The sequence below is a fragment of the Kitasatospora sp. NPDC001664 genome, assembly GCF_053596675.1.
The window spans coordinates 49,836-75,808 of the sequence record NZ_JBSFGS010000033.1 but is presented as its reverse complement, the minus strand read 5'-3'; the positions used below and the strand labels follow the sequence as shown (position 1 = coordinate 75,808).

Below are 25,973 nucleotides of genomic sequence, written 5' to 3'. Positions count from 1 at the left end.
CGGCGGTACCCGCAGCTGCTCGGCGGTGCTCAGGCCGGTCGGCGGGCCTCGATCAGGAAGCGGGCGGAGTGGGCGACGAACGGGCCCTCCGCCTCGATCCGCCCGTGCAGCTCGCGCAGCCGGTCGCGGTACTTCTCCACGGTGAAGCCCGGCACCATCCAGACCACCTTGCGCAGGAAGTAGACCACCGCGCCGATGTCCAGGAACTCGGTGCGCAGCCGCTCCGGCCGAAGGTCGACCACCTCCAGCCCGGCCGCCCGGGCCTGCTCGGCCTCGTCCTCGGGGTGGCGGGCCCGGCGCACCTCCTCCGGGAGCGGCCCGAGGAAGTACTCCACCAGCTCGAAGACGCTGGCCGGGCCGACGTGCTGGGCGAGGTAGCTGCCGCCCGGGCGGAGCACCCGGTGGATCTCCTCCCACCAGGGGCGCACCGGGTGACGGCTGGTCACCAGGTCGAAGGCGGCGTCCGCGAAGGGCAGCGGCGGCTCGTCCTGGTCGGCCACCACCGCGACGCCCAGCGGGTGCAGCCGGGCGGTGGCCTTGGCGACGTTCGGCGGCCAGGACTCGGTGGCCACCATCAGGGAGGGGAACGGGGCGGCGCCGGCGAGCACCTCACCGCCTCCGGTCTGCAGGTCCAGCGCGGCCCGCACTCCGGGCCGGGCCAGCCGGGCCCGGAGCGTGCGCTGGTACCCCCAGGACGGTCGCTGCTCGGTGGCACGGCCGTCCAGCCAGGAGAAGTCCCAGCCGTCGACGGAGACGGACTCGGCCTCGGCGACGAGGTCCTCGAAAGTACGTGACATAACGGGATCATCGCGTGCGAAACGGACCGGCGGCAAACGAATTCGCCGCCGGTCCGCCCGGGGTCCCCCCTGTTCGGCCCCGGGTACTGGGGGAGGTGGAGCCGGAGGGGCCTCGGTCAGAGGCGCTGCCAGAGCGCCGGGACGTTCGGCGGCTCCCAGCCGGGGTAGGCGGTGTGGGCCTGCAGGCAGCGGTAGGTGACGCCGTTGTAGGTGACCTGGTCGCCCGCCTTGTAGCTCGCGCCGGCCTTCCAGGTGGTGGTGCCACCGGTCGGGCTGGGGGACGGGCTCGGCGTTCCGGGCGAGGACGGCGACGGCGAGGGGGACGGGGTCTGCGGCACGTTCAGCACGAAGTCGTACGTGCCCTCCTTCGCCGAGCCGATCTGACGGACGTTCATCAGCAGCCGGGCGTCGAAGATGGTGTCGGTGCTGTTGCGGGGCTCGTTCGGGAAGTACAGCTGGGTGGTGAGGATCGGCCGGTTCGGGGCCTGCACCTTGACGTGGATGTGGCGGGTGCGCCCCGGGTAGAGGCCGGGCACGATCGTGGTGAGGCTGAACGCGCCCTGGGCGTTGGTGAACTGGTGGCCGCGGAAGGTGAAGCCGGTGTTGTCGTAGGCGCCGTTCACGTCGGCCTGCCAGAAGTCCAGCAGGGCGCCGGCGATCGGCAGGCAGGCCGAGCCGAAGACGTAGCCGCTGACGGTCAGCCGGGTGCCCGGGGTGCTGTCGGTGATCAGCGAGCTGCGCAGCGGGGAGTTGGGCTTGAAGTACGGGCCCTCGGTCTGCGGGATCGTCGGGTCGTCGTGGTCGTCGCAGAACGGCGTGGGCTCCAGGTCTGCGCCGGTGCCCCGCTGGTCGCGGGCCAGGGCACGGCCGGTGCCGATCAGCAGCGGGGCGGCGCCGGCCACGGCGAGGCCCTTGAGCATGGTCTTGCGGCTGAACCGGCGTTGGCCGGGCTCGGCCTCGGTGCCGGGCAGCTCGGGGTCGTGCTGTGCGGACATGGCGGTGGAACCTCCGGTGTGGGGGCATGACCACTGTGGGGGCGCGGTCATGACAGCCGACGGGCGGGCAGCAGTGAACCTACGGGCCGTCGGGGAGGCTCGCGATGGACGGCAGCCGGGGATCGTGGTGAATTTCTCCGACGCCCCGCTCACCGCCCCGCTCGGCGGCCCAGCCGCCCGGTTCGGCGGCCCGGCCGCGGAACTCGCCGGGGCTCATTCCGGTCTCCCTCCGGAAGAAGCGGCAGAAGTACGCCGGGTCCTCGAAGCCGCTCTCCCTGGCGACCTGACGGACCGTCAGGGAGGTGCGGGCGAGCAGCAGCTTGGCCCGCATGGTCTGCCGCTGGCGGATCAGCCGGCCGGGCGTGCGGCCGGTGGCCTGCTTCACCAGCTCGTGCAGGTGGCCGGGGGAGACGCCCAGCTCGCGGGCGCAGTCCGCCACCGAGCGCCCCGGCTCGGCGATCAACCGGCCGAAGGCGGCGGCCAGTTCGGCGGCCCGGCCGGGCGCGGCGGCACCGCCGTCCGGGGTGGCGGCGGAGGCGGCGCGCAGCGCGCGGACGACCAGGATGTGCAGGTAGGAGCGGAGCATCCCCGCGTACCCCTCCGCCAGGGTGCGGTACTCGCGGTCCAGTTCGCGGAACAGCGCGGCCACTTCGCCGGCGGCCGGGCCGAGGTCGCGCCAGGGGCGGGTGGCCAGGGTGCGCAGCGCGGTGACGTCCTCCGGATGGGAGAGCAGGAAGTCCTCGTCGAACAGCAGGACTTGGCCGGTCAGGCCGTCCGCCGCCTCCCAGTGGTGCAGCTGGCCGGGGGCCACCACGTACAGTTGCGGCGGCTCCAGCGGCCAGTGCGCCAGGTCCACCACGTGGGTGCCGCGGCCGCCGGTGACGTGGACGATCTCGTAGAAGGTGTGCCGGTGCGGGAAGTCGGCCCTGGACAGCGCTCCGATGGTGTCGAAGGAGCCGATGGCGAACGGCAGCACCTGGGGCTCGGGCACCTGTAACCGGTGGACGGGGAACTCGACGGTCATCCGTGGAGTCTGCCGCCGGGGGCCGTCAGTGGTCCAGACCAGAGTGTGATCGGTCAGGCCCGCAGGGCGGCGTGCAGCATCGCGGTCAGCCGGTCCAGGTACTCGGGCGTTGCGGGGGCCCGGACGACCGCGAGGTGCCAGTAGAGCGGCCCGGCGAGCAGGTCGAGGGCGGCCGTGAGGTCGAGCCCGGCCGGCAGTTCGCCCCGGTCGACGGCGCGCTCCAGCATCCGGGTGGCGCGGGCCCGGCGCGGGTCCCGCACGGTGCTGAGCAGGGCCTCGCCCAGTTCGTGGTTGCGGCCGCCCTCGGCGATCAGGTCGGGGAGGATCCGCAGCACGAGCGGATGGCCCAGTCCCTCGGCCATCTCGGCCAGGAAGGCCGCCAGGTCGCCCCGGAGGGTGCCGGTGTCGACCGGCTCGGGGGTGGCCGTGACCAGCTCCGAGAGGAGGGCGAGGGTCATGTCCTGCTTGGAGGACCAGCGCCGGTAGATGGCCGCCTTGCCCGCGCCGGCCCGCTTGGCCACCGCCTCCAGGGAGAGCCTGGCGTAGCCGGTCGCGGCCAGCTCGGCGAAGAAGGCCTCGGTGATCGCGGCCGTCACGGAGTCCTGGAGCACGGGGCCGCCGGCCGGACGCGGAGTGGTGGGGGTGCCTGCCATGGCCGCGATCCTACGCGATACGGAACGGTTGCGTCTCGGCTAGCGGCGGCGTACCGTCGGGGTCATAGTCGAGACGGAACCGTTCCGTCTCGGCGCCGACGGAGGTGTGCGCACCATGAAGTTCCTGTTCGAGAACGAGTCGTTCTCCTTCGAGACCCTCCGGGCGGCCGGCTTCGCCGGCGACGGGGGCGCCGACCTGGGCGAGGTGGTGGCCACCGCCGGCCGGATCGCCGAGGGCGACGAGGACGCCTGGCTGCGGGAGTGGACGGCGACCGCCGAGCGCGTGCACGGCACCGGCGACCGCGCCCTGGCGGCCGGGGCCCGGGTCAGTGCGCGGGAGGCGCTGCTGCGCGCTTCGAACTACTACCGCACCGCCGAGTTCTTCCGCCGCGAGGACCCGGCCCACGACCCCGAGGTCCAGCGGCTCTCGGCCCTCTCCCGGGAGACCTTCGCCGCCGCGGTCGAGCTGATGGACCGTCCGGTCCGGGCGGTCACCGTCCCGTACGAGGGCACCGGCCTGCCGGGGTACCTGTTCCTGGTGGACGACTCGGGCACCCCGCGGCCCACCATCGTCTTCACCAGCGGCTTCGACTCCACCCTGGAGGAGTCCTACTTCGTCATCGCCGCCGCCGCCATGCGCCGCGGCTACCACGTGCTCGCCTACGACGGCCCCGGCCAGGGCGCCGCGCTGCGCCTCCAGGGCCTGGTCTTCCGGCCCGACTGGGAGGCGGTGGTCACGCCCGTGATCGACCACGCGCTGACCCACCCCGAGATCGACCCCGACCGGCTGGTGCTGTTCGGCTACAGCCTCGGCGGACACCTGGCGGCCCGGGCCGCCGCGTTCGAGCACCGGCTCGCCGCGCTGGTGCTCGACGACGGCCTGTACAGCTACCACGAGCCGCACCTGACCGGGATGCCGCCGTTCCTCGCGGAGTGGGTGACGGCCGGCCGGGACGACGTCGCCGGGCCCGTGCTGGACCTGGTGATGCGGACCAGCACCCAGGTCAACTGGGCGATGCGGAACGGGATGTGGACCTTCGGCGCCTCCTCGCCCTGCGACTACGTCCGCCGCACCGCCGCCTACACCCTGGACGGCGTCGCCGGGCTCATCGACTGCCCGACCCTGGTCCTGGACGCCGAGGACGACCAGTTCTTCCGCGGCCAGCCGCAGCGGGTCGCGGACGCCCTCACCTGCCCGCACGAGCTGGTGACGCTGCGGGAGGAGGACGGCGCGGGCGAGCACTGCCACATGGGGGCGATGGCCCGCTTCCAGCAGGTCACCTTCGACTGGCTGGACACGGTGCCGGCCCTCCGGCCCGGGCCCCTCACGCCCGAAGGGTGACCACCGCGACCACGCCGTCCACCCGCAGCCGGTCCTCGCCCTCGCGGGTCAGCAGCGCGGCGTCGTACCGCCCCAAGGAGACGTCGGCAGAGCCGAGTTCGGCGGTGCCCGCGAGGCAGACCAGCAGGACGGCGGCGCCCGGCGGGACGGTCACGTCCCGCTGGAAGTCGGCGATCTCCACCTCGGCGGAGGCCTTGCCCCGACGGGTCATCACGTTGAAGTCCACCACCGGGCCGCCGAGCAGCACGCAGTCGGTCGTGGCGTCGCCGGAGAAGGCGAACGGCCGGTACGGCTCGGCGATCCGGTGCTCGGTGCCGTCCACGGTGAGCGCCATCCCGGCGCCCTCGACCATCGTGATCACCCGGTCCACCTGCTCGAAGCGGGAGAACGGGCCGCCCTGCGCCACGTCCGCGAGGCTGACCCGCCAGTGGAAGTCCGCCAGTCCCGCCCCGGACGGGTGGCCGGCCACCTCGCGGGTGATGCCGCCGCCGTTCAGCCAGGGGGTGGCGGCGCGCTGCCCGGCCGGGAGCACCTGGACCTGAACCGTCGTCATCTTCTCGCCTCACTGCCGCTGGTGCCGGTGCCGGCCGCCCCCGCACGGAGCCTGGGACCGCCGGTCCCAGGGTAAGCGCTGCTCTCCTCCCGCTCCCGGCGGCCCGGCAGAGTCTCTCCCGTCAGCAGGAGAGAGCCCCAGCGGGGCCGCACATGAGGAGCCGTCACCATGCCCGTCGTCCCCGTCGCCGATGCCCAGGTCCAGTACGACGTCACCGGCAGCGCCCCCGGCGTCCCGCTGCTCCTGGTGCACGGCACCGGCTCCGCCGGAGCCGCCGTCACCTGGGGCCGGACCGCCCCGCGCTTCGCCGCCTCCCGCACCGTGCTGACCCCCGACCTCTCCGGCACCGAGCGCACCACCGACGCGGGCGGTCCGCTCACCGTCGAGGGCCTGGCCGCCCAGGTGATCGCCGTGATCGAGCACGCCGGACGCGGCCCGGTGGACCTGCTGGGCTTCTCGATGGGCGCCCCGGTCTCGGCGGCCGTCGCCGCCCTGCGGCCCGACCTGGTCAACCGCCTGGTCCTGGTGGCCGGTTGGGCCCACACCGACGGCGACGAGCACCTGCGCAACCTGTTCACCGTCTGGCGGACCGTCGGCCGCCTGCTCCCCGACTCGGACGCCTTCGGCCGCCACGTGACCATGACCGGCTTCAGCCGCGGCTTCCTCAACGCCATCGGCCGCGAGCAGGTCGAGCAGCTGGTCCCCAACCTGCCGCCCACCCCCGGCACCCTGCGGCACGTCGACCTCGACCTGGCCGTCGACATCCGTGCGCTGCTGCCCCGCGTCAGCGCGCGGACGCTGGTGATCGGCGGCACCCAGGACGCCACCGTCCCGGTGGAGCACAGCCGGGAGCTGGCGGCCGCGCTGCCCTCGGCGCGGTACGCCGAGGTGGACGCCGGGCACGTGCTCTTCTTCGAGCGGGAGGACGAGTTCGTCGAGCTGGTCGAGGGCTTCCTGGGCTCGGTCGCGGGCGGCGGAAATGCGCGGGCGGAGCGGGGGCTGGTTCGGGCAGCATGACGCCCGTTCGGATCCCTGCGGTGAGAGGCGGTAGCGGTGGCGGCGGTCTTCGAGACGGAGCGGTTGGTCGTGCGGCAGTGGGTCGAGGGGGACCTGGAGCGGGCCCTCGACACCTACTCGCGCTGGGAGGTGGCGCGCTGGCTGGGCGCCACGCCCCGGGCCTGGGAGGGGCGGGCGGACGCCGAGGCCTTCCTGGAGCGCTGCCGGGTCCGCTCGGCGGATCCCCGGTACGGGGTCTGGGCGCTCGAACGGCGGGACACGGGGGTGGTGGCCGGCTCCGTCCTGCTGGTGCCGCTGCCGGGCGGCGACGGCGAGGTGGAGGTCGGCTGGCACCTCCACCCCGACAGCTGGGGGAACGGCTTCGCCACCGAGGCCGCCCGGGGCGCCCTGGCCAAGGGCTTCGCGGAGGGCCTGACGGAGATCCACGCGGTCGTGTACCCGGGCAACGAGCCGTCCATGGCCGTCTGCCGCCGCCTCGGCATGACCGCCCAGGGGCGCACCTCCCGCTGGTACGGCGTCGAGCTGGAGGCCTTCCGGATCGGGCGCACCGCCTAGGAAGCGCACCGCAGGGGGTACGGCAGCACCTGCGACTGGCTGATGTGCCCTCAGTTGCAGGTGTGCCGCCTTCCGGTTCGCGCAGTTCCTCGCGCCCCTGGGGCCTGCGGCCCCGAGGGCGCTGCCCTTCCGGGCGACGGGCCGTCAGGCCGCGCGGCGGGGGCGGGTGGCCAGGGCGAGGGCTCCGGCCAGGGCGGCGGCCGCCGCGACGGTGGTGAGGGCCAGCGGGAGGCTGGTGGCGTCGGCGAGGAACCCGATCACCGGCGGGCCGACCAGCATGCCCGCGTAGCCGAGGGTGGAGGCGGTGGCCACGCCCCGGGGGCCGCCGATGGCTCCGGCCTGGGCGATGGCGAGGGGGAAGACGTTGGCCAGGCCGAGGCCGACCAGGACGAAGCCGGCCAGGGCCGCGGTCAGGGTCGGGGCGAAGGCCGCGAGCAGCATCCCGGCGCAGGCGGTCAGGCCGCCGCCCAGGACCACCCGGGTCTGCCCGAGCCTGACGGCCAGCCAGGTGCCGCCGAGCCGCCCGGCCGTCATCGCGAAGGCGAAGGCGGCGTAGCCGGTGGCCGCCGCTCCGGCGCTCACCTTGACGTCGTCGGTGAGGTGCAGGGTGGCCCAGTCCGCGAGCGCGCCCTCGCCGTAGGCGGTGAAGAGCGCGGTCAGGCCGAGCAGGACGACCAGGAGGCGGGCGTGCCGGGCGGGCCGGGGAGCGGCGGAGGCGGTGGAGGGAGTGTCGGGCTTGCGGGGGGCCGGCTGCGGGGCGCGCAGCAGCACCGCTCCGGCGACGGCGGTGACGAGCAGGCCGAGTGCTCCGCCGAGGGCCAGCGCCCAGGCGGTGGAGAGCGAGCCGGAGAGCAGGCCGCCGGCCGCCGCCCCGAGCAGGCCACCGAGGCTGTAGCCCGCGTGGAAGCTCGGCATGACGGGCCGTCGGAGTTCCTCGACCAGGTCGACGGCGGCGCTGTTCATCGCGACGTTGGCCGCACCGTAGCCGGCCCCGAAGAGCAGCAGGACGCCGCCGAGCACGCCGACCGAGGAGGTGTGGGCGGGGAGCACCACGGCCAGGCTGAGCAGGGCCAGCGAGCCGACCGTCACGGGGCGGCTGCCGTAGCGCACGCAGAGCCGCCCGACCAGGGCCATGGTGGCCACCGCGCCGGCGGAGATGCAGAGCAGGGCCAGCCCGAGGGCGCTGTGCGAAGCGTTGACCTGGGCCCGGACGTCCGGGATCCGGACCACCCAGGAGGCGAACAGGAAGCCGTCCACGGCGAAGAACGCGGTGAGGGCGGTGCGGGCGGCGGGCCAGGAGCGGGAGCGGACGGGGCCGGCCGGGTGAAGGTGGGCTGCGGAACGGGCGCGTGTTTTGTTCAGTAGCGGCACAAAAGCACAATAGACGAGTGCCGCACACGCCTTCAAGCCCGAACCCGCCCGGCAGCACGGGCCCCCGCCCGACGGAGCACTCGACGGAGCGCCCGACGTCGCGCCCGACGGAGCACTCGACGGAGCGCCCGAGGGAGCGTCGGGCCGACCGCCCGGTGGAGCGTCAGCCGGACCACCCGACGGTGCGTCAGACCGCCGGAGCCCTGGCCGCCGCCCTCCCGCGCCTCGCCGCCGCCGAGGGCTCCGGCACGCAGGGGCGCCGGGCCGCGCCCGACCGGGGTCGTACGCTGCTCGGCCCCGCGCTCGCGCTGGTGCACACCGGCCAGGCGCCGACCCGGTCGGTGCTCACCGGCGCGCTGGAGGTGACCCGGGCCACCGCCGGCGCGGTCAGCGCCGAGCTGGAGGCGCTCGGGCTGATCACCGTCGACTCCAGCCCCGCCGGCGGCGGCCGCGGCCGTCCCTCGCACCGGCTCTCCATCGACCCCTCCGGCCCGGTGGTGACGGCGGCTCAGCTGCACGCGGACGGCATCAGCGTGGCGCTGGCCGGGCTGGGCGGGCAGTTGGAGCCGCCCGTCCACCTGCCGCTGCCCGCCGCCACCGACCCGGTCCGGCTGCTGCGCGCCGTCGCCGAGGCCGGGGCCGCGCTGGCCCGGGCCTCCTCCCGCCGCTGTCTCGGGGCCGCCCTCGCGCTGCCCAACCCCGTCACCGAGCCGGACGGCACGGCGCTCGCGGCGCTGCACTTCTCCTGGCCCAGCGGCACCCCCGTGGCCGACCTGTACGCCGAGGAGGTCCGCAAGGCCGACCACGGACCGCGCGCGCTCAGCCCCTTCCCGAGCGCCGTCGCCAACGACGCCAACCTGGCCGCCCTGGCCGAGCACCGGCACGGCGCGGGCCGGGGCGCCCGCCACGTCCTGCTGGTCACCTCCGGCCACCGGGGCGTCGGCGGGGCCCTGGTGATCGACGGCCGGCTGCACACCGGCAGTGCCGGACTGGCCCTGGAGGTCGGCCACCTGACGGTCGATCCGCAGGGCCGCCGCTGCCTCTGCGGCAACCAGGGCTGCCTCAACTCCGAGACCGACCCCGAGGCCCTCTTCGCTGCGGCCGGCCGCACCCCCGACCCGGGCCGGCCCCTGCTAGCCCAGGCCCGCGAGCTCGCCGCGGACCCCTCGGCCCTGCCCGCCGTCCACCACGTGGTCGACCGCCTCGGCCTCGGCCTGGCCGGGCTGGTCAACATCCTCAACCCTGACCGCATCGTGCTCAGCGGCCTCCACCTCGACCTGCTCGCCGCCGCCCCCGAGCGCCTCGCCTCGGTGGTCGCCGAGCGCTGCCTCTGGGGACGCAGCGGCCGGGTCCCCATCGTCCCGGCCGAGGTCACCCACGCCGGGCTGGTCGGCGCCGCCGAACTGGCCTGGGCCCCGTACCTCCACGACCCCCAGTCGGTGCTGCAGGTGGGTGGTGCGTAAGCTCACCGCTCATGTCCCACGCACACGACTGCGCCTGCTGCGGCGAGCACCACGACGGCCCGCCGATGGCGTACGCCCCCACCGACCCGCCGGGCTGGAAGCGGTCCTACCGCTTCCGGCGCGACAGCTTCCTGTCGGAGGAGCAGTGCGTGATCAAGGGCGAGCACTTCTACGTGCGCGGCGTGGTCCGGCTGCCGGTGACCGACGCCGACGAGGACTTCGACTGGGGCGTCTGGGTCTCCCTCAGCCGGGACAGCTTCGACCGGATGCACGACCGCTGGGAGGACCCGGCCCGGACCGAGGAGCCGCCGTACTTCGGCTGGCTCTGCACCGAGCTGCCGTACGACGAGTCCACCCTGCTGCTGAAGACCCACGTCCACACCCAGGCCGTCGGCACCCGCCCGCTGATCGAGCTCGAACCCACCGACCACCCGCTGGCGGTCGAGCAGCGTGAGGGCATCACCACGGCCCGGGTCCGCGAGTTCGCCGAAATCCTGATGGGCCCGCAGGTCGCGGACCGGTAGCCTCCCGGCACCGCACGGCTGCGGGAGGTGCTGGGCAGGGCGGAGCGGGTCGTGATCACCGAGGCGCTGCCCGGGCAGGAGGACGAGCCGCGGCGATGCGCCGGCGGCTGGGGAGGGGCAGCTACGGTTGACCCGAAGTCCTCTTTCGACAAAGGGGGTTGGGGAATCCGAGCAGCTGGAGTGGCAGCAGTCCGGCATTGGCCGGAGGATGGCAGCACACCAGCCAGGTGACCCGGAGTTCGGCCGATCGTGGCACTCCGGGGTGGGGACGCGGCAGGGAGTAGTGGCCATGGCCGGCTCCAACGGGGGTGCGAGCGGGGGAGCGAAGGGGGCCGGGGGCGAGTGGGACTTCGCGGCGCTGCGGGCCGAGGAGTTCCCGTACCTGGACGCCTCGGGGCAGGCGTACCTGGACTACACGGGCGCCGCGCTGCCGCCGCTCTCCCTCGTGCGCGGCCACGCCGAGCGGCTGGCCTCGGCGGTGTACGGGAACCCGCACTCGGCCAGCCCGTCCTCCGGGCTCTCCACCCGGCTGGCCGAGGAGGCGCGGCGGGCGGTGCTGGAGTTCTGCGGGGCCCCGGCCGAGGAGTACGTGGTGGTCTTCACGCCGAACGCGACCGGGGCGCTGCGGCTGGTCGCCGAGGCGTACCCGTTCGGGCCGGGGCGCGGGCTGCTGATGCTCGGCGACGACCACAACTCGGTGCTGGGGATCCGCCGTTACGCCCGCCCGGCCGGAGCGCCGGTCACCGTGGTCGCGCCCGGTCCGCAGCTGCGGACCGGCACCGCCGACCTGCTCGACGGCCTCGCGGAGGCGGAGCTGAACGGCGGGCCCGGGCTGTTCGCCTTCCCCGCGCAGTCCAACGCGACCGGGGTGCGGCACCCGCTGGAGTGGGTGGAGCTGGCCCGGGCCCGGGGCTGGCAGGTGCTGCTGGACGCGGCGGCGTACCTCCCGACCGGCCCGCTCGACCTGGCCGCGGTGCCCGCCGACTACGTGGCGCTCTCCTGGTACAAGATCACCGGCTATCCGAGCGGCGTCGGCTGTCTGATCGCCCGTCGGGAGTCGCTGGAGGTGCTGCGGCGGCCGTGGTTCGCCGGGGGCACCGTGCTCGCCTCCTCCTCGCACACCGACTGGCACCTGCCCGCCCCGGCGCCCGAGGGCCTGGAGGACGGCACGCTGGCCTTCCTCTCCCTCCCCGACGTCACCGCCGCCGCCCGCTGGCACACCGCCCTCGGCTACCCGGCGCTGCGCGAGCACACCGGCCGGCTGACCGCCCGGCTGCTCGACGGCCTGACCGGGCTGCGGCACCCCGACGGCGCCCCGGCAGTCCACCTGCTCGGGCCTGCCGACACCGAGGCCCGAGGTCCCACGGTCACCTTCAACCTGCTCCGGCCCGACGGCACCGAGATGGACGAGCGGCTCTGCCAGCGGGCCGCCTCCGCCGCCGGGGTGAGCATCCGGACCGGCTGCTTCTGCAACCCCGGGGTGGCCGAGCAGTACAACGAGCTGACGCCCGAGCTGGTCCGCGCCGTGCTGGCGGGCGCGGGCCCGGCGGACCTGGCCGACGTGGACGACTACCTGCGGCTGCTCCCGGTCCGTGCCCAGGGCGCCGTGCGGGCCTCGGTCGGGGCGGCCACGGCGGCGGCGGACGTCGACCGGCTGCTGACGGTCTGCCAGGACCTGGTGGAGCGTCAGCAGCCGGATCCGAGCGATCCCCGGACCGGGTGCTGAGCGGGTTCAGCCCTGCTGGCCGGTGGCGGCGAGCACGATCTCCCGGACCGTCACCTGCGGCGGCTGCCCGTACGCGTACGCGACCGCCTGGGCCACCGCCTCCGGGTCGAGCGCCCCGCCGGCCGACTCCTTCCAGGCCTGGTAGTCCTGCTTGATCCGGTCGTCGGTGGTGTGCGAGAGCAGCTCCGTCTCGACCGCGCCGGGGGCGATCACCACCACCCGGACCCCGCTGGGGGCCAGCTCCTCGCGCAGGTTCTCCGACATGGCGTGCACCGCGAACTTGGTGCCCACGTACGCGGTGTGGTTCGGGAAGGTCTTGCGACCGGCGACCGAGCTGATGTTGACGATCGTGCCGCGGCCCCGGGCCACCATGCCCGGCAGCACGGCGTGGATGCCGTACAGCACGCCCTTCACGTTGAGGTCGATCATCCGCTCCCACTCGTCCGGGTCCTGGTCGGCGATCCGGCCGAGCAGCATCGCCCCGGCGTTGTTGACGATCGCGTCGGCCGGGCCGTACGCCTCCTCGGCCTCGCGGACGGCCGCGTCCAGGGCCTGACGGTCCGTGACGTCGACCTTGCGGCAGAGGGCGTCCGGCAGGCCGAGCGCCTCCAGCCGGTCCAGCCGACGGGCCAACAGGAGCAGCGGGTGGCCCAGGGCGGACATCCGGCGGGCGGTGGCCGCGCCGATGCCGGAGCTGGCGCCGGTGATCACGATCAGGGGAGCGGAGGGCACGGCGGGGTCCTCTCGGGCCGGGTGGTGGTCTGCCGGGATTCAGCAGACCACCGCCCCTTCCGGGCCGCCACGGCAGCGCCGCGTCCGGGTTAGGCGTCGACGTCCTGCGGGTACCAGCGCAGCTCGACGGTGTTGCCGTCCGGGTCCTTCAGGTAGACCGACTGGGCGTCGCCCCGGGCGCCGAAACGGCCGTCCGGGCCGTCGATCACGTCGAGGGCGCCGGAGTCGATCACCTCCTGCCAGTCCAGCGGGTCGACCACCAGACAGAAGTGGTCCACGTTGGACGCCTCCCGCGGGCGGACGAACAGGTCGATGATCGTGCCCTCGGAGACCCGGACGGACGGGAACGACACCTTCCCGGCCCGCCACTCCTCCACCCGCACGCCCTCCAGGCCGAGCGTCTCCGTGTAGAACGCCAGCGAACGCTCCACGTCCCCGACGTTCAGCACCAGGTGATCGAAACCCTTCACGCGCATGACAACCCCCGTCTCGGAGCGGGGTGCCCTTGCTGACGCCCCGTCAGTGGATCTTAACCACAGGGCCCGGCTTCGTCGCTTGCCGCTGGATCGTCGCGGACCAGGTCTCCGATGGGGGAGACTGGACATGCCCGCACCCACGAGTACCGGAGGCACGGTGAGCGCCGCACCCCTGCACGGCCACCAGGACGGGAAGCAGCCGATCCCCCGCACCCAGGACGCCGTCGCCGCTGCCCTCCCCCCGGCACAGCGGATGGAGTTCTACCGCGAGATGGGCGAGGCCACCGACGAGGAGATCGGCGGGGTCCTGCGCCGATGGTGGCTGCGTGCAGAGCTCTACCGCGACCCGGAGGGCGACCGCATCCATGCCGCCGTCCAGGCCGGCACCGCTCCGGGAACGTCCGCCTCCGCGGTCCTTCGTCGGCTGGGAGAGCGGTGAGCGATTTCGGGTTCGACGGGCCCGAACACGACGAGGACGACCCGATCACCCTCTCCCCGGCGGCGGAGGAGGTGCTCGGTGACCCGAAGACCCCGGCGGAGGTGTTCTCCGCGATGGTCGCCTTCCTGGTGGACCTGCGGGAGAACCCCTTCCCGCACCTGAGCATGCCGGTGCCGGGCCGGCCGGGTATGCACTCGGCGCCGCTGCGGCACGACCTGGGCCTGGTGGAGTACGCGGTGAACGAGAACACCGAACCGCCGACGATCTACATCTCCCGGATCCTGCGGGCGGACTGACCGGCCCTCGTCAGTCCCGCGGACCGTGCGCACCCGCGAGACTGACGCACCCTCGTCATCATCGGCAGTCGAACGCCGGGGTCCCCGCCGGGGCCGGACTCAGGACCAGGGGTCGAAGGGGATGCCGGCGGGCTTGGAGGCGTTCAGCAGGTTGCGGAAGCGGTCGTCCTTGTCGGTGGTCTTGATGGTGGCCGCGCCGAAGTCGGCGTTGTTGAGGCGGTCGCGCAGCTCGGTGCTGGGCCAGCCGTTCCAGTCCACGATCGGGGGCTGGCGCCAGGAGTGGTAGTGGTTCTCCGGGGGCTCGTCGTTGGTGTTGGCGAGGCGGAAGAGGTGGGTCAGGGCCGGCAGACCGTCCTTGTGGTAGACCACCTTGGGGTGGGTGCCGTCGAAGCGGACCGCGGAGCGCGGGTAGGTGGACTGCCCGCTGTGCTGGGTCACCGTCAGGTACTCGACCTGGTTGGAGGCCTGGTTCACCCAGGAGACGACGTGCTCCCAGTCGTGGCGGTGGCCGCAACAGCCGCTCACCGTCTGGTCCTTCTCGAAGTAGCTGGCGTAGACGATCGCGCACCAGCCGTTGTTGCACTTCGAGCGGGCGTAGGTCTGGGACCGGTCCAGGTCGGACTGGTCGTGGCAACTCCCGTTCACCGCGCCGCTGGTCTTGAGGCCGGGGTTGAGGGTGCCGTCGGGCGCGATGGCCGCGACGGCGTAGCAGCCGTCGGTGTCGTAGTCGTAGGCGGGTGAGAACGAGGATTCGTAACCCCCGGCCCGCTGCGGGAGGTTGGGGAGCGAGTCGGCCCGGGCGATGGCGGTGGAGAGCCCGAGCAGGAGGACGCCGGCGCCGAGCAGGGTGCCGGTGCGGCGGGCTGTGCGGTGGGCCATGCGGTGCTCCTCTTGTCGTGGACACTGACGGAGGAGCTTAGGGCGGTGGAGCGCTCTCCGGGTGAAATCCGGCGGTCCGGCCGGCGAATCTCAGCCCGGCCCGGCGGCCGCGCGCAGGGCGGCCTCGGTGGAGGCCACCAGGGAGGCGTCGCCGAGGAGTTGGCGCAGGGTCAGGGCTTCGGTGAGCAGGGTGCGGGCCTCGGCGAGGCGGCCCTGGTCGGTGCGGTGCTTGCCGAGGTGCTGGAGGCAGAAGTGCACCAGGCCGGGGTGGTCGGCGCGGGCCAGGCGGAGGGCCTCGCGGTAGTGCGGCTCGGCCGCGTCGAGGGCGCCGGCGTAGCGGTGGGCGTCGCCGAGGTTTATCCGGACGGCGACCCGGGTCGGGCCTTCGGCCGCGGCGCGGGCCTGCTCCAACAGGGCGGTGGCGTCCGGGAGTCGGCCGAGGGCGAGGAGGCCGACGCCTGCCTGTCGGAGCTCGCGGGCGTCGGTGGGGGCGGTGGCGAGGAGGGCGGTGACGTGGTGCTCCAGGGCCGGGCGGTCGGTGGGGACCATGCGGCCGGTGGGGTCGAGGGCGATGAGGTGGTCCACGGACGGAGTGTGGCAGGGGCGGGTGACGGCGGGGCGGGGTGGTGGTCGATGATGGTCGGATGATCTACCGGGCGAACATGGTGGTGGCGGTTGTCGGGGTGGTGTGCGGGGGCTTGCTCCTGATCACCGCCGTTCGGGCGCAGGGCGACGGCGGGGCGGTCGGGTGGACCGTGCTGGCCGGGGGAGTACTGCTGGTGGCCGTCCTGTGGCTGGTGCTGGAGGTGCGGCAGGGGCGGCGCCGTCAGCGGGCGGCGGCGGGGAGCGGGAAGGTGTAGCTGCGGGGGCGGGCGCAGGACTGGCAGGGGGCGGAGACCCGCAACTCGGTCCGGGTGCGGGCGAGTTGCCAGTGGCAGGAGAGGCTGCCGCAGGTGCAGGGCCGTCCGGTCGCCACGGCCAGGGCGTCGAGGGCGGAGGCGGGGACCGCCTCCGCCGGTGCCGGGGATTCGGCGGGCGCGGGCTCCTGGCGCTTCCAGGGCGGCGGGACGGGCGGCTCGGTCCGGCCCTGGCCCGCGCAGTCGACGCAGCGGCCCGGTCCGGCCTGGCCGCCCCAGCACTGGCAGCGGCCGTAGCTCATCCGTCCGGGGGTGTGGTGGCGGCCGGTGCCCTCGCAGATCAGGCAGATGCCCCAGCCCTGGCAGTCGGAGCAGAGCAGGCCGGTGCCGGTGCTGAGGGTGTGCAGCGGCTGACGCAGGCTCTCCCGGCCGGGGACGAAGACCACCGGGGTGTGGGCGGAGACGGTGATCACGCCGGTGCCCCGGCCCTGATGGGCCGTCACCTCGATGCCGTCCCGCTTGGCGCTGGCCCAGGCGGTGCCCTCGGTGTGGCCGGTCCAGCGGTGGGCCTTCCAGCCCGACGCGGCGAAGGCCGTGGTCACCTCGTCGAACTGCTCGGCGCCCGGCCCGCGTTCGACGGCGACCAGGACGAAGTACCGCTGCCCGACGGCTTGGCCGTGCAGTTCCTGGGTGTCGGTCCATTCGCGGACCAGCAGCGGTGGGCGGCCCGTCGACAGGACGGAGGCGACGGCGAGCAGTTCGGTGCGGAGCCGGTGGGCGGTGTGCTCGGCTGCTGATCCTGGTGCTGGTTCGGTGTCCATCGCGGCAAACCCCCGGGTGGGTGGCCGCGCGGCTCTCGCACGCCCCCGGGGTGATCCTGCCAGCGATGGTGCGCCCGCGGAACACCGCCGGGCGGCGGGTGGACGCTCAGGCGCGGCGGAAGACGGAGCGGCGCGGGGTGCGGCGGAACCGGCGCTCGGCGCGGGGGAGGGCGGCCAGGCGGTCGGCCTCGTGGCCGGGGACGCGGGCCGGGGCGCCGGCGCCGGTGTCGCGGGCGGGGCTGCCGACGTAGAGGTCGGTGAGGGCGGCGGCGAGCAGGGTGAGGTCGCTCATGGCGGGGTCCCTTCCGGGGAGTCCGTGTGGAGTGGCTCCAGCCTGACCCGCCGTCATGACGGGGGCTTTGCCGGTGGATCTCGACCCGGTGCCGGGTAGGGGCGATCCGGTTACGCGGGGGTGACCCGACCCGGGGTGGCAGGGCGTCAGGTCCGGCAGACCGCCCGCCGGTTGTGACCACCGTCCCGGTCCGGGCGGGAACAGGAGTACGGTGCCGGACGTTCGCACGGGCATGACCGATACCGCACCTGAGGTGCTCCGATACAGCGCGTTCACCACCGACCCCGCCGGGGGGAACCCGGCCGGCGTGGTGCTGGACGCCACCGGGCTGGACGACGCCACCCAGCTGGGCATCGCCGCCGAGCTCGGCTACTCGGAGACCGCCTTCCTGCTCCGCGGCGAGGGCGAGCGGGAGTACCGGGTCCGGTACTTCAGCCCGTTGATGGAGGTCCCGTTCTGCGGCCACGCCACCGTGGCGACCGCGGTCGCGCTGGCCGAGCGGATCGGCCCCGGCGAGCTGCTGCTGCACACCGGCGCCGGCGAGGTGCCGGTCTCGGTGACCGAGGGGCCGGACGGGCTGGTGGCGACGCTCACCAGCGTCGAGCCGCACGTGCTCCCGGTGACCGACGCGGAGGTCGACGAGGCGCTCGCCCTGCTCGGCTGGGCCCGCGGCGACCTGGACGCGGCGCTGCCGCCGCGGATCGGCTACGCCGGGGCGCGGCACCTGGTGCTCGCGGTGACCACCCGGGAGCGGCTGGCCGCGCTGGACTACGACTTCGACGGCCTGGCCCGCTTCATGACGGAGCGCGAGCTGGTCACCCTCCAGCTGGTCTGGCGCGAGTCCAAGACCGTCTTCCACGTCCGGGACCCGTTCCCGGTCGGTGGCGTGGTCGAGGACCCGGCCACCGGCGCTGCGGCCGCCGCCTTCGGCGCGTACCTGCGGGAGGTGGGCGAGGCCGCCCCGGACGCCGAGCTGACGCTCCACCAGGGCTACGACCTCGGCCGCCCCGGCCTGCTCAGGGTCGGCCTCAGCCCGGAGGACCCGCGGATCCGGGTCACCGGCGCGGCGGTCCGGATTCCGGACGCGGAGTAGCTCCGGGCGGGACCCCGCCGGTCGGGGGCGTCGGGGAGGCTGGTTGACTGCGCGCGTAGCGCTCCGACCACCCCGACCAGCGAGGTCCCGTGCTGTTCTCCGCGTTCGCCCCGATCTGGGCCCTCACCGGGGTCGGCTACCTGGTCGCCCGGCGCGGGCTGCTGGGGCCGCACGCGGAGACGGTGCTCGGACGGTTCGTGTTCCACGTCGCCATGCCCGCCGCTCTGTTCACGATGATCGCCCGCACCCCGCTGGCGCGCTTCGCCAACACCTCGGTGCTGGCCTTCGCCGCCGGGACGGCCCTGATGATGGGACTCGGCGCGGTGCTGGCGGGGGTGGTGTTCGGCCGCGGCCGGGGCGAGCGGACGGTCGGCGGGATGGCCGCCGGGTACGTCAACTCCGCCAACCTCGGCATCCCGGTGGCGCTCCAGGTGCTCGGCGACGCGACCTTCGTCGCGCCGGTGGTGCTGCTCCAGGTGCTGGTGGTCACCCCGGTGGCGCTCACTCTGCTGGACGCCGAGGGCGGGCGGTCCGGCCGCCGGGTCCGCGACCTGCTCGCCCTCCCGCTGCGCAACCCCATCCTGCTGGCCGCCGGCCTGGGCGCCGCGGTCTCCGCCCTGCACTGGCGGCTGCCCGTCGAACTGGCCCGCAGCTGCGAGCTGTTGGGCGGCGCGGGTGTCCCGACCGCCCTGGTCGCCCTCGGCCTCTCGCTGCACGGCCGCCCGCCCGCCGAGGGCCGCACCCCACCCGCGGAGCTCGGCGTGCTGGTCACCCTCAAGACCGTCCTCCAGCCGCTCGCCGCCTACGCGGTGGGCCACTGGCTGCTCCACCTCCCGGCCGGCCAACTCCGCACCGTGGCCCTGTTCTCCGCCCTCCCGACCGCGCAGAACGTCTACACCTACGCCCGCGAGTACGGCGTCGGCAAGGTCCTGGCCCGCGACGCGGTCCTCTGGTCCACCCTGACCTCGATGGCCACCCTCTCGGTGGTCAGCTGGCTCCTGTGACAAGATCGACGGACTGTCGGGGACGGTCCGGGGGGACGCGATGGAGACGAGGCGTGCGGTTCGCCGTGCGGTGACGGGGCTCGGGGTGCTGGCACTGCTGGCGTCGGGCGGCTGCGGGCTCACAGTCGCGGAGGTGCCGGGCAGCCCGGACCTTCCGTCGGCCACCCGGCGTCCGGTCGTCTGGCCGCCGTCGCCGACCCCCTCCCCCTCGCCGACGCGCAACCGCGTGGTGCTGCGCGAGCACGCGGGGCAGGAGGACCTCTGGATCCTCGACGAGCTGGAGGACGGTGGACCCTCCGGGTGCCCGCGCCCCTCGCTGTCGAACATGGTGGTGCTCGACTCGGACGGCCATGGGTACGCGTACGCGGTGTGGCTGGCCGACGACGTGTACGTCTGCGCGGCGGCGCTGGTCCGCCGCCGGGACGGCAGGCTGCAGGAGACCTCGCTGTTCACGCCGATCCGCGAACTGGCCGCAGGGCGTCCGTACCTCTTCGCCTTCCAGGAGAACGGGGCCGCCTACCTCACGGCGTTCCTCGGGGTCGACGGCGGTGTCGCGCTCAAGGGCGACGAGACCGGCAGGTACTGGCCGGCGCGGTCGCGGACGGTGCAGCTGGGCGGCGGACAGGTCGTCACCTTCGCCGTGGCCCGGTTCACGGGCGAGTTCTCGGGGGGCCGGCACCAGCCGTTCGCCTTCTGCCCCGTTCGGGACGCGGTCGAGTGCCGTGTCGTGCGGTAGCCGGTCGGTCAGGAGGGGCTGACGCACCCTCAGGGCAGGGTGAGGACGCGGGGGCCGTTCTCCGTGATCGCGACGGTGTGCTCGATGTGGGCGGCGCGGGTGCCGTCGGTGGTGCGCAGGGTCCAGCCGTCGGGGTCGGTGCGGTGGGTGTCGCGGCCGCCGGCCATCAGCATGGGCTCGATGGCGAGGACCAGTCCGTGGCGCAGCGGCAGGCCCCGGCCGGGGCGGCCGCGGTTGGGGAGGTGGGGGTCCTCGTGCATCCGGCGGCCGATGCCGTGGCCGCCGAAGTCGGTGGGCATGCCGTAGCCGCCCTCGTGGGCGACGGTGCCGATGGCGTGCGAGACGTCGCCGAGGCGGTGGCCGACGGTGGCGGCGGCGATGCCGGCCTCCAGGGCGCGGCGGGTGGTCTCGATCAGGGCGAGGTCGGCGGGGCGCGGGGTGCCGACGGTGAAGCTGACGGCGGCGTCGCCGTTCCAGCCGTCGAGTTCGGCGCCGCAGTCGATGGAGACCAGGTCGCCGTCGCGCAGCCGGTAGGCGGTCGGGATGCCGTGCACCAGGGCGTCGTTGACGGAGGCGCAGATCACGGCGGGGAAGGGGGTGGGGGCGAAGGCCGGGCGGTAGCCGAGGAAGGGGGAGCGGGCCCCGGCCTCGTCGAGCACGGTGCGGGCCGCCTCGTCGAGTTCCAGCAGGCTGACGCCGGGTGCGGCGGCGGCCTGGACGGCGGCCAGCGCGTTGGCCACCACCCGTCCGGCCTCGCGCATCAGCTCCAGTGCGGCATCGGTCTTGATCTCGACCATGTGGACGTACCTCTCCCCGGGACGGTGGGTCGACTGGACCCAATACTTATACCGGTATTAGTATCACGGTCATGGTGAGAGTCCCCCTCAGCCCGCAGGAGCGGGCCCGCGGCGAGCGCTTCGGAGCCCTGCTCCGGGAGGCCCGCGGTGAGCGCAGCATGGTCGAGGTCGCGGCGGCGGCCGGAGTGTCGGCGGAGACGCTGCGCAAGATCGAGACCGGCCGGGCGCCGACCCCGGCGTTCTTCACGGTGGCGGCGCTGGCGCACGCGCTGGGCGTCTCGCTGGACGTGCTCGCGGAGGCGTGCGCCGAGCCGGCCGGGCAGGGCGAGGCCCTGACGGCCTGAGGGTCAGCCCGCCAGGTCGGCCAGGCGGCGTGCGGTGTCGGCCAGTTCGGGCCGGTCGGCGATCCGGTCGCGCAGGCCGCGCAGCTCGTGGCCGACCAGGGCGGGCAGGCTCGGGCGCTCCGGGCCGGCCGCCTCCAGGGCCGGGGCGAGCAGCGAGACGGCGGTCTGCGGGTCGTGCGCGCAGTAGTGGCAGTCGGCGATCCGGACGGTGAACAGCAGCCGGGTGGAAGGGAGTTGGGCGGCGCCCAGCAGGTCGAGGGCGTGCTGGGCGGCGTCCACCGCGCGCAGGGCGAGCAGCGGGTCCTGGACGGCGGCGGCCACGTCGCGCAGGGCGGCCGCCGCGCCGGACTCCACCCGCAGCTGCATGGAGGCGATCGAGAGCCAGGGCGCGTCGGTCTCGTCGTGGGCGCCGATGTGGTCCAGGTGCAGCCGGGCCCGGCCGATGTGCCGGACGGTGGCCCGGACGTCCCCGGCCAGGGCGTACGCGCGGGCCTGCCCGACCTGGCCCATCGCGGCGGCCCAGTGCCGCCCGGGTGCGGCCCGGGTGATCTCCCGGGCGTAGCCCAGGGCGGTGGCGGCGTCGCCGTCGAGGCGGGCCAGGGTGCTCATGTCGCTCAGCGCGGCGACCTGGGTGGCCGGGTCGTCGGCGAGTTCGGACCAGGTGAGTGCCCGGTCGAAGCAGGCCATCGCGGTGGCGTAGCGGCCGTGCTGCATCCGCATCGCGCCGGCGGCGTGGGCGTACTCGGCGGCCAGGCGGACGAGTGGGCGGCGGCGGCCGGCGGGGGTGACGGCCAGGCGGTCCAGCACGGCGCGCAGGGTGCGTTCGACGGCGGCGGCCACTTCGGGGCGGGCGGCGCGTTCGCCGGCCTTGAGGTGGGCGGCGAGCAGGCCGGCCAGGGCGTGGGCGGTGTCCGGGTCGAGGCCGGTTCGGCCTGCCGGGTCGGCGCAGAACTCGGCGTGCAGGGCGGAGAGTTGGGGTTCGGTGGGGACGGTGCAGCCGACGGCGCCGTGCAGCGGACAGAGCAGGCCGTAGTCGGGGAGGCGGGCGGGGGCGGGGCCGGTGGGGAAGACGAGGCCCTGGGGTGGGTTCGGATGCCCGGTTGCAACTGGCCCTCGGTGCCCGGCGGACGGGTCGTGGCCTTCCGCCGCGCGCAGTTCCTCGCGCCCCTGGGTGCTGCCACGGGCCTCGCGTCGTCGGGTGCCGCTGCGGAGCAGGGCCGGGGCGCCGAGGGCCTCGCGGGGGAGGGGCGGGCGGACCAGGGCCGGGGGCAGGCCGGGGCCGGGCTGTTCGCTGCACTCGGCCTTGCCGAAGGCCTCGGTCAACTCGCCGCCGGTGCGCAGGAGTTCGTCGAACTGCTGGACCAGTCGGGCATTCGCCCGGCGGGTGCCGTGCTCCAGGCGACTGATGGCGGTGTGGTCGTAGCCGATCGCGGTGGCCAACTGGGCCTGGGTCAGCCCGGCCTGGCGGCGCCAGTGCCGTAGCCGGGCGCCGAAGGCCTGCCAGGCGGCGGCGGCTGAGACCGGGGGCGGGCCGTCGGCGGGGAGGGCTGACGCTGCGTCAAGGGGCCTTGCTGCGGCGCGGCTGCGGTGCACTGGCAGTTCTCCCCCCGGGTCCGTGCGCGTATCGAGGACGGTACTCCTCCGCAGCCCGCCGCGTACATCGGATGGTCTCAACCTCTTCACGAAGGTGGTCTCGACCTCTGTCTTCCTCCGGTGGTCGAGACCTCTGGGCGGAACCCGCAGCTTGACAGAGTTTGCCAACCGCACCGAGGGCGGTCCGCAACCGTTGACCGCGTTCTGACGACGTGTGAGTGTTCCGGCACCCGAGCACGGACGTCCCCATGGCCATGCCCCAACATGGCCTCCCCGGCGTGCCTTTGGCACGCCGTCCGTGGTCGAGGACCCCCACGTTCGAGGAGCCTCGATGAAACGAAAGTTGCTGACGGCGGGCACCACCCTGACCGTCCTGGCCGGGATGCTCGCCGCCACCGCGGCCGGGCAGGCCGGAGCCGCCCCACAGCCGGTGCCGTCGGGAGCGCAGTCCGCGCAGTCCGCACTCGTCGCACTGAACACCGCCGTCGCCGCCGCGGACCAGGCCGCCACGGCCGGTCTCGACGCCCTGGCCAAGGGCCCGGACGAGACGTACCAGCGCTCCTCGGTGACCCCGTGGATCAACGGTCTGTACTCCGTCGCCTACCAGCGCACCTACAAGGGCCTGCCGGTGGTCGGCGGCGACGCCGTCGTGCTGGCCGACGCCCAGGGCCGGGTGCACGGCAGCCAGAACGCCAAGTCCGGTGCGATCGGCGTCTCGACCAAGGCCGAGGTCACCGCGGCCGCCGCCGAGGCCACCTCCCGCGCCAAGCTGGCCTCCGTCTCCGGCGTCGAGGCCGGCCGTCTGGTGGTCAAGGTCAAGGACGGCGTCTCCACGCTGGCCTGGGAGACGGTGGTCAACGGCCGGACCCAGACCGCCCCGAGCCGTCTGCACGTCTTCGTCGACGCCCGTACGGGTGCGGTCATCGACTCCTACGACGACGTCAAGGCCGGTACCGCGAACAGCAAGTGGAACGGCCCCTCGCCGACCATCACCACCACCGCCTCGGGCAGCACCTACTCGCTGCGCGACCCCAGCCGCCCCGGCCTGAGCTGTGCCGACTACTCCACCGGCCAGGTCTTCTCCAAGTCCAGCGACACCTGGGGCAACGGCAGCTCCACCAGCAAGGAGACCGGCTGCGCCGACGTGTTCTTCGCGGCGCAGAAGGAATGGGACATGCTCCGCGACTGGCTCGGTCGCAACGGGCACAACGGCAACGGCGGCAGCTGGCCGGTCAAGGTCGGCCTCAACGACGTCAACGCCTACTGGGACGGCTCCTCGGTCTCGATCGGCCACAACAACGCCAACGAGTGGATCGCCTCGATCGACGTGGTGGGCCACGAGTTCGGCCACGGCCTCGACCAGTTCACCCCCGGCGGCGCGGCCAGCAACGAGGCCGGCCTGGGTGAGGCGACCGGCGACATCATGGGCGCGCTCACCGAGGCGTACGCCAACCAGAGCGCCCCGTACGACGCCCCCGACTACCTGGTCGGCGAGATGATCAACCTGGTCGGCTCCGGGCCGATCCGGAACATGTACAACCCCTCGCAGGTGAGCAACAACCCCAACTGCTACTCCTCCTCCATCCCCAACACCGAGGAGCACGCGGCGGCGGGCCCGCTGAACCACTGGTTCTACCTGCTGGCCGAGGGCAGCGCCCCGGGCGGCGGCAAGCCCAACAGCCCCACCTGCAACAGCAGTTCGGTGACCGGCATCGGCATCCAGAACGCCGGCAAGGTCTTCTACGGCGGCATGCTGCTCAAGACCAGCAGCATGACCTACAAGAAGTACCGCGTGGCGACCCTGTCCGCCGCGAAGACGCTGGACCCGACCTGCAACTTCTACAACCGGGCCAAGGCCGCCTGGGACGCCGTCAGCGTCCCGGCCCAGACCGGTGAGGTCACCTGCACCTCCCAGCCGGGCAGCGACTTCTCGGTGACGCTGAGCCCGACCAGCGGCTCGGTGGACAAGGGTTCCTCGGTGACCGCCACGGTGAGCACCCAGACCACCTCCGGCAGCGCCCAGACGGTCAACCTGACCGCCTCCGCCCCGGCCGGCGTCTCGGTCTCCTTCAGCCCGTCCTCCGTGCAGTCGGGTTCGTCCTCGACCATGACCGTCACCGCCTCCAGCTCGGCGGTCAGCGGCACCGTCACGGTGACCGGCACCGGCACCGCGACCCACACCGCGCAGTACCAGCTGACGGTCAACGGCGGCGGCAACCCGGACCCGCAGATCCCCAACATCAGCGTGGCCAACGTGCAGGCGCACCTGACCCAGCTGAACACCATCGCCTCCCAGAACGGCGGCAACCGCCGTGCGGGCAGCGCCGGTTACACCGCCTCGGTGGCGTACGTGAAGGCCAAGCTGCAGGCGGCGGGCTACACCGTCTCCGAGCAGAGCTGCACCTCCTGCACCTACGTCTCCAACAACCTGATCGCCGACTGGCCGGGTGGCCCCGCCGACCAGGTCACCATGCTCGGCGCGCACCTGGACTCGGTCGCGGCCGGCCCCGGGATCAACGACAACGGCTCCGGCTCGGCCACCCTGCTGGAGAACGCGCTGGCGCTGGCCCAGGCCAACCCGCAGAACCTGACCCGCCACGTGCGCTTCGCCTGGTGGGCCGGTGAGGAGCAGGGGCTCCAGGGCTCCAAGCACTACGTCGGCCAGTTGAGCTCCACGGCGCGCAGCGCCATCAAGGGCTACTACAACTTCGACATGGTGGGCTCGCCCAACGGCGGCTACTTCATCAACAACCTGAACTCGGCCACCTCGGCCCCGATGAAGGCCTACTGGGACTCGCTCGGCGTCCAGCCGGAGGAGAACGTCGAGGGCCAGGGCCGCTCGGACGACTACTCCTTCCAGCAGGCCGGCATCCCGACCTCCGGCTACGCGGCCGGCGCCAGCGCCACCAAGACCTCGGCGCAGGCCGCCAAGTGGGGCGGCACCGCGAACCGGGCGTACGACTCCTGCTACCACTCCGCCTGCGACACCACGTCCAACATCAGCACCACCGTGCTGGACCGCTCGGCGGACGGCGTCGCCTACACCATCTGGAAGACCTCGGTCGGCGGCACCACCAACCCGGACCCGACCCTGAACGTCACCCTCAGCCCGGCCAGTGGCACCGCCACCGCGGGCAACTCGGTGACCTCGACGGTCTCGGTCAGCGGCAACCCGGCCCAGACGGTGAGCCTCTCCGCCTCGGGCGCCCCGGCCGGCACCACGGTCTCGTTCAGCCCCTCCTCGGTGCAGACCGGGTCCTCCTCGACCATGACGGTCGCGGTCGGCTCCTCCACCACCCCGGGCACCTACAGCATCACGGTGACCGCGGCCGGCACAGTCAGCCGCACCGCCACCTACAGCCTGACGGTCAGTGGGACCTCCTCCGGCACCTGGGCGGCGGGCACCACCTACGCCGCCGGTGACGTGGTGACCTACAACGGCGTCAGCTACCGCTGCATCCAGGGCCACACGGCCCAGGTCGGCTGGGAGCCGCCGAACGTCCCCGCCCTGTGGGGCCGCATCTGATCCAACCGAAGACAGGCTGTGCCGCGATCCGTCGAGGGGGACGGGTCGCGGCACAGCCGCGTCCGCGC

Annotated in this window: 28 protein-coding genes; 14 read left to right on the top strand and 14 right to left on the bottom strand. The window is 74.2% G+C overall.

The features are described 5' to 3' along the window. Positions 1-29 precede the first annotated feature (29 nt). From ACWCYY_RS34040 to ACWCYY_RS34025, 4 genes are all read right to left on the bottom strand, one after another. Positions 30-797, bottom strand: coding sequence for a class I SAM-dependent methyltransferase (locus ACWCYY_RS34040; protein ID WP_449798208.1), 768 nt, complete (start codon positions 795-797; stop codon positions 30-32). Positions 798-913: 116 nt separating this feature from the next. After that, a complete protein-coding gene (locus ACWCYY_RS34035; protein WP_345289490.1) occupies positions 914-1,792 on the bottom strand; it encodes a carbohydrate-binding protein in 879 nt (292 codons plus the stop codon). A 79-nt stretch (positions 1,793-1,871) separates the two neighbouring features. Continuing rightward, positions 1,872-2,816, bottom strand: a complete 945-nt coding sequence (locus ACWCYY_RS34030; protein WP_345289492.1) for a helix-turn-helix transcriptional regulator — start codon at positions 2,814-2,816, stop codon at positions 1,872-1,874. 53 nt (positions 2,817-2,869) lie between these two features. Continuing rightward, positions 2,870-3,469 (bottom strand): TetR-like C-terminal domain-containing protein, encoded by a 600-nt coding sequence (locus ACWCYY_RS34025; RefSeq protein ID WP_449798207.1) that lies wholly within the window; start codon positions 3,467-3,469, stop codon positions 2,870-2,872. A 115-nt stretch (positions 3,470-3,584) separates the two neighbouring features. On the opposite strand from ACWCYY_RS34025, the gene ACWCYY_RS34020 reads away from it, so the two are divergent. Beyond that, positions 3,585-4,811 carry an alpha/beta hydrolase family protein gene (locus ACWCYY_RS34020; RefSeq protein ID WP_449798206.1) on the top strand — a complete coding sequence of 409 codons (1,227 nt, stop codon included), beginning with the start codon at positions 3,585-3,587 and terminating at the stop codon, positions 4,809-4,811. On the opposite strand, the gene ACWCYY_RS34015 is transcribed toward ACWCYY_RS34020, so the two are convergent. Further along, positions 4,795-5,364 carry a HutD/Ves family protein gene (locus tag ACWCYY_RS34015; protein ID WP_449798205.1) on the bottom strand — a complete coding sequence of 190 codons (570 nt, stop codon included), beginning with the start codon at positions 5,362-5,364 and terminating at the stop codon, positions 4,795-4,797. The genes ACWCYY_RS34020 and ACWCYY_RS34015 overlap by 17 nt on opposite strands. 168 nt (positions 5,365-5,532) lie before the next feature. On the opposite strand from ACWCYY_RS34015, the gene ACWCYY_RS34010 reads away from it, so the two are divergent. Both ACWCYY_RS34010 and ACWCYY_RS34005 read left to right on the top strand, forming a co-directional pair. Continuing rightward, complete coding sequence (locus ACWCYY_RS34010; protein WP_345289497.1) at positions 5,533-6,381, top strand: alpha/beta fold hydrolase; 849 nt, start codon at positions 5,533-5,535, stop codon at positions 6,379-6,381. 36 nt (positions 6,382-6,417) lie between these two features. Continuing rightward, complete coding sequence (locus tag ACWCYY_RS34005; protein WP_345289498.1) at positions 6,418-6,936, top strand: GNAT family N-acetyltransferase; 519 nt, start codon at positions 6,418-6,420, stop codon at positions 6,934-6,936. Between the two features lie 144 nt (positions 6,937-7,080). Here the strand turns inward: ACWCYY_RS34005 and ACWCYY_RS34000 are convergent, their stop codons facing one another. After that, a complete protein-coding gene (locus ACWCYY_RS34000) occupies positions 7,081-8,307 on the bottom strand; it encodes an MFS transporter (RefSeq protein ID WP_449798204.1) in 1,227 nt (408 codons plus the stop codon). Between the two features lie 203 nt (positions 8,308-8,510). Here ACWCYY_RS34000 and ACWCYY_RS33995 point away from each other — a divergent pair, with 203 nt between their 5' ends. From ACWCYY_RS33995 to ACWCYY_RS33985, 3 genes are all read left to right on the top strand, one after another. Then, a complete protein-coding gene (locus tag ACWCYY_RS33995; RefSeq protein ID WP_449798211.1) occupies positions 8,511-9,770 on the top strand; it encodes an ROK family protein in 1,260 nt (419 codons plus the stop codon). Between the two features lie 11 nt (positions 9,771-9,781). Continuing rightward, entirely contained in the window at positions 9,782-10,294 is a 513-nt protein-coding gene (locus ACWCYY_RS33990; RefSeq protein ID WP_345289500.1) for a DUF2199 domain-containing protein, read from the top strand. Between the two features lie 289 nt (positions 10,295-10,583). Further along, the gene (locus ACWCYY_RS33985; protein ID WP_449798203.1) at positions 10,584-12,020 is read left to right on the top strand and encodes an aminotransferase class V-fold PLP-dependent enzyme; all 1,437 of its coding nucleotides are present in this window, start codon (positions 10,584-10,586) and stop codon (positions 12,018-12,020) included. A gap of 6 nt (positions 12,021-12,026) precedes the next feature. On the opposite strand, the gene ACWCYY_RS33980 is transcribed toward ACWCYY_RS33985, so the two are convergent. Together ACWCYY_RS33980 and ACWCYY_RS33975 are read right to left on the bottom strand one after the other, a co-directional pair. Continuing rightward, entirely contained in the window at positions 12,027-12,752 is a 726-nt protein-coding gene (locus ACWCYY_RS33980; RefSeq protein ID WP_345289503.1) for an SDR family oxidoreductase, read from the bottom strand. 89 nt (positions 12,753-12,841) lie between these two features. Then, entirely contained in the window at positions 12,842-13,228 is a 387-nt protein-coding gene (locus ACWCYY_RS33975) for a VOC family protein (protein WP_449798202.1), read from the bottom strand. Positions 13,229-13,385: 157 nt separating this feature from the next. On the opposite strand from ACWCYY_RS33975, the gene ACWCYY_RS33970 reads away from it, so the two are divergent. Further along, entirely contained in the window at positions 13,386-13,667 is a 282-nt protein-coding gene (locus ACWCYY_RS33970; RefSeq protein ID WP_449798201.1) for a hypothetical protein, read from the top strand. Continuing rightward, entirely contained in the window at positions 13,664-13,963 is a 300-nt protein-coding gene (locus tag ACWCYY_RS33965; protein WP_449798200.1) for a hypothetical protein, read from the top strand. Before ACWCYY_RS33970 ends, ACWCYY_RS33965 begins: the two co-directional genes overlap by 4 nt. 99 nt (positions 13,964-14,062) lie before the next feature. Here ACWCYY_RS33965 and ACWCYY_RS33960 read toward each other — a convergent pair whose 3' ends face one another. Next, the gene (locus ACWCYY_RS33960; RefSeq protein ID WP_449798199.1) at positions 14,063-14,842 is read right to left on the bottom strand and encodes an NPP1 family protein; all 780 of its coding nucleotides are present in this window, start codon (positions 14,840-14,842) and stop codon (positions 14,063-14,065) included. 90 nt (positions 14,843-14,932) lie between these two features. Then, positions 14,933-15,427: a tetratricopeptide repeat protein gene (locus ACWCYY_RS33955; protein WP_449798198.1), complete on the bottom strand. Its 495-nt coding sequence runs from the start codon at positions 15,425-15,427 to the stop codon at positions 14,933-14,935. Between the two features lie 59 nt (positions 15,428-15,486). Here ACWCYY_RS33955 and ACWCYY_RS33950 point away from each other — a divergent pair, with 59 nt between their 5' ends. Then, positions 15,487-15,702: a hypothetical protein gene (locus ACWCYY_RS33950; protein WP_345289508.1), complete on the top strand. Its 216-nt coding sequence runs from the start codon at positions 15,487-15,489 to the stop codon at positions 15,700-15,702. Here ACWCYY_RS33950 and ACWCYY_RS33945 read toward each other — a convergent pair. Together ACWCYY_RS33945 and ACWCYY_RS33940 are read right to left on the bottom strand one after the other, a co-directional pair. Beyond that, on the bottom strand, positions 15,669-16,520 hold the full coding sequence (locus ACWCYY_RS33945; protein ID WP_449798197.1) for a hypothetical protein: 852 nt from the start codon (positions 16,518-16,520) through the stop codon (positions 15,669-15,671). The two genes, ACWCYY_RS33950 and ACWCYY_RS33945, sit on opposite strands and share 34 nt — an antisense overlap. Before the next feature lie 106 nt (positions 16,521-16,626). Then, positions 16,627-16,812, bottom strand: a complete 186-nt coding sequence (locus tag ACWCYY_RS33940; RefSeq protein WP_345289510.1) for a hypothetical protein — start codon at positions 16,810-16,812, stop codon at positions 16,627-16,629. 232 nt (positions 16,813-17,044) lie between these two features. On the opposite strand from ACWCYY_RS33940, the gene ACWCYY_RS33935 reads away from it, so the two are divergent. The 3 genes from ACWCYY_RS33935 (at position 17,045) to ACWCYY_RS33925 (ending at position 19,645) form a co-directional block, all read left to right on the top strand. Then, positions 17,045-17,905: a PhzF family phenazine biosynthesis protein gene (locus ACWCYY_RS33935; protein WP_449798196.1), complete on the top strand. Its 861-nt coding sequence runs from the start codon at positions 17,045-17,047 to the stop codon at positions 17,903-17,905. 89 nt (positions 17,906-17,994) lie between these two features. Then, positions 17,995-18,909: an AEC family transporter gene (locus ACWCYY_RS33930; RefSeq protein ID WP_449798195.1), complete on the top strand. Its 915-nt coding sequence runs from the start codon at positions 17,995-17,997 to the stop codon at positions 18,907-18,909. Between the two features lie 133 nt (positions 18,910-19,042). Then, positions 19,043-19,645, top strand: a complete 603-nt coding sequence (locus ACWCYY_RS33925) for a hypothetical protein (protein ID WP_449798194.1) — start codon at positions 19,043-19,045, stop codon at positions 19,643-19,645. 29 nt (positions 19,646-19,674) lie between these two features. On the opposite strand, the gene map is transcribed toward ACWCYY_RS33925, so the two are convergent. Then, positions 19,675-20,442 carry a type I methionyl aminopeptidase gene (map, locus tag ACWCYY_RS33920; RefSeq protein ID WP_345289515.1) on the bottom strand — a complete coding sequence of 256 codons (768 nt, stop codon included), beginning with the start codon at positions 20,440-20,442 and terminating at the stop codon, positions 19,675-19,677. Positions 20,443-20,513: 71 nt separating this feature from the next. Between map and ACWCYY_RS33915 the strand changes: the two genes are divergently transcribed. Further along, positions 20,514-20,786, top strand: coding sequence for a helix-turn-helix domain-containing protein (locus ACWCYY_RS33915; RefSeq protein ID WP_345289516.1), 273 nt, complete (start codon positions 20,514-20,516; stop codon positions 20,784-20,786). A gap of 3 nt (positions 20,787-20,789) precedes the next feature. On the opposite strand, the gene ACWCYY_RS33910 is transcribed toward ACWCYY_RS33915, so the two are convergent. Beyond that, complete coding sequence (locus ACWCYY_RS33910; protein ID WP_449798193.1) at positions 20,790-22,379, bottom strand: helix-turn-helix domain-containing protein; 1,590 nt, start codon at positions 22,377-22,379, stop codon at positions 20,790-20,792. Positions 22,380-22,710: 331 nt separating this feature from the next. On the opposite strand from ACWCYY_RS33910, the gene ACWCYY_RS33905 reads away from it, so the two are divergent. Then, a complete protein-coding gene (locus tag ACWCYY_RS33905; RefSeq protein WP_345289519.1) occupies positions 22,711-25,905 on the top strand; it encodes a M28 family peptidase in 3,195 nt (1,064 codons plus the stop codon). The last annotated feature ends 68 nt before the right edge of the window (positions 25,906-25,973 follow it).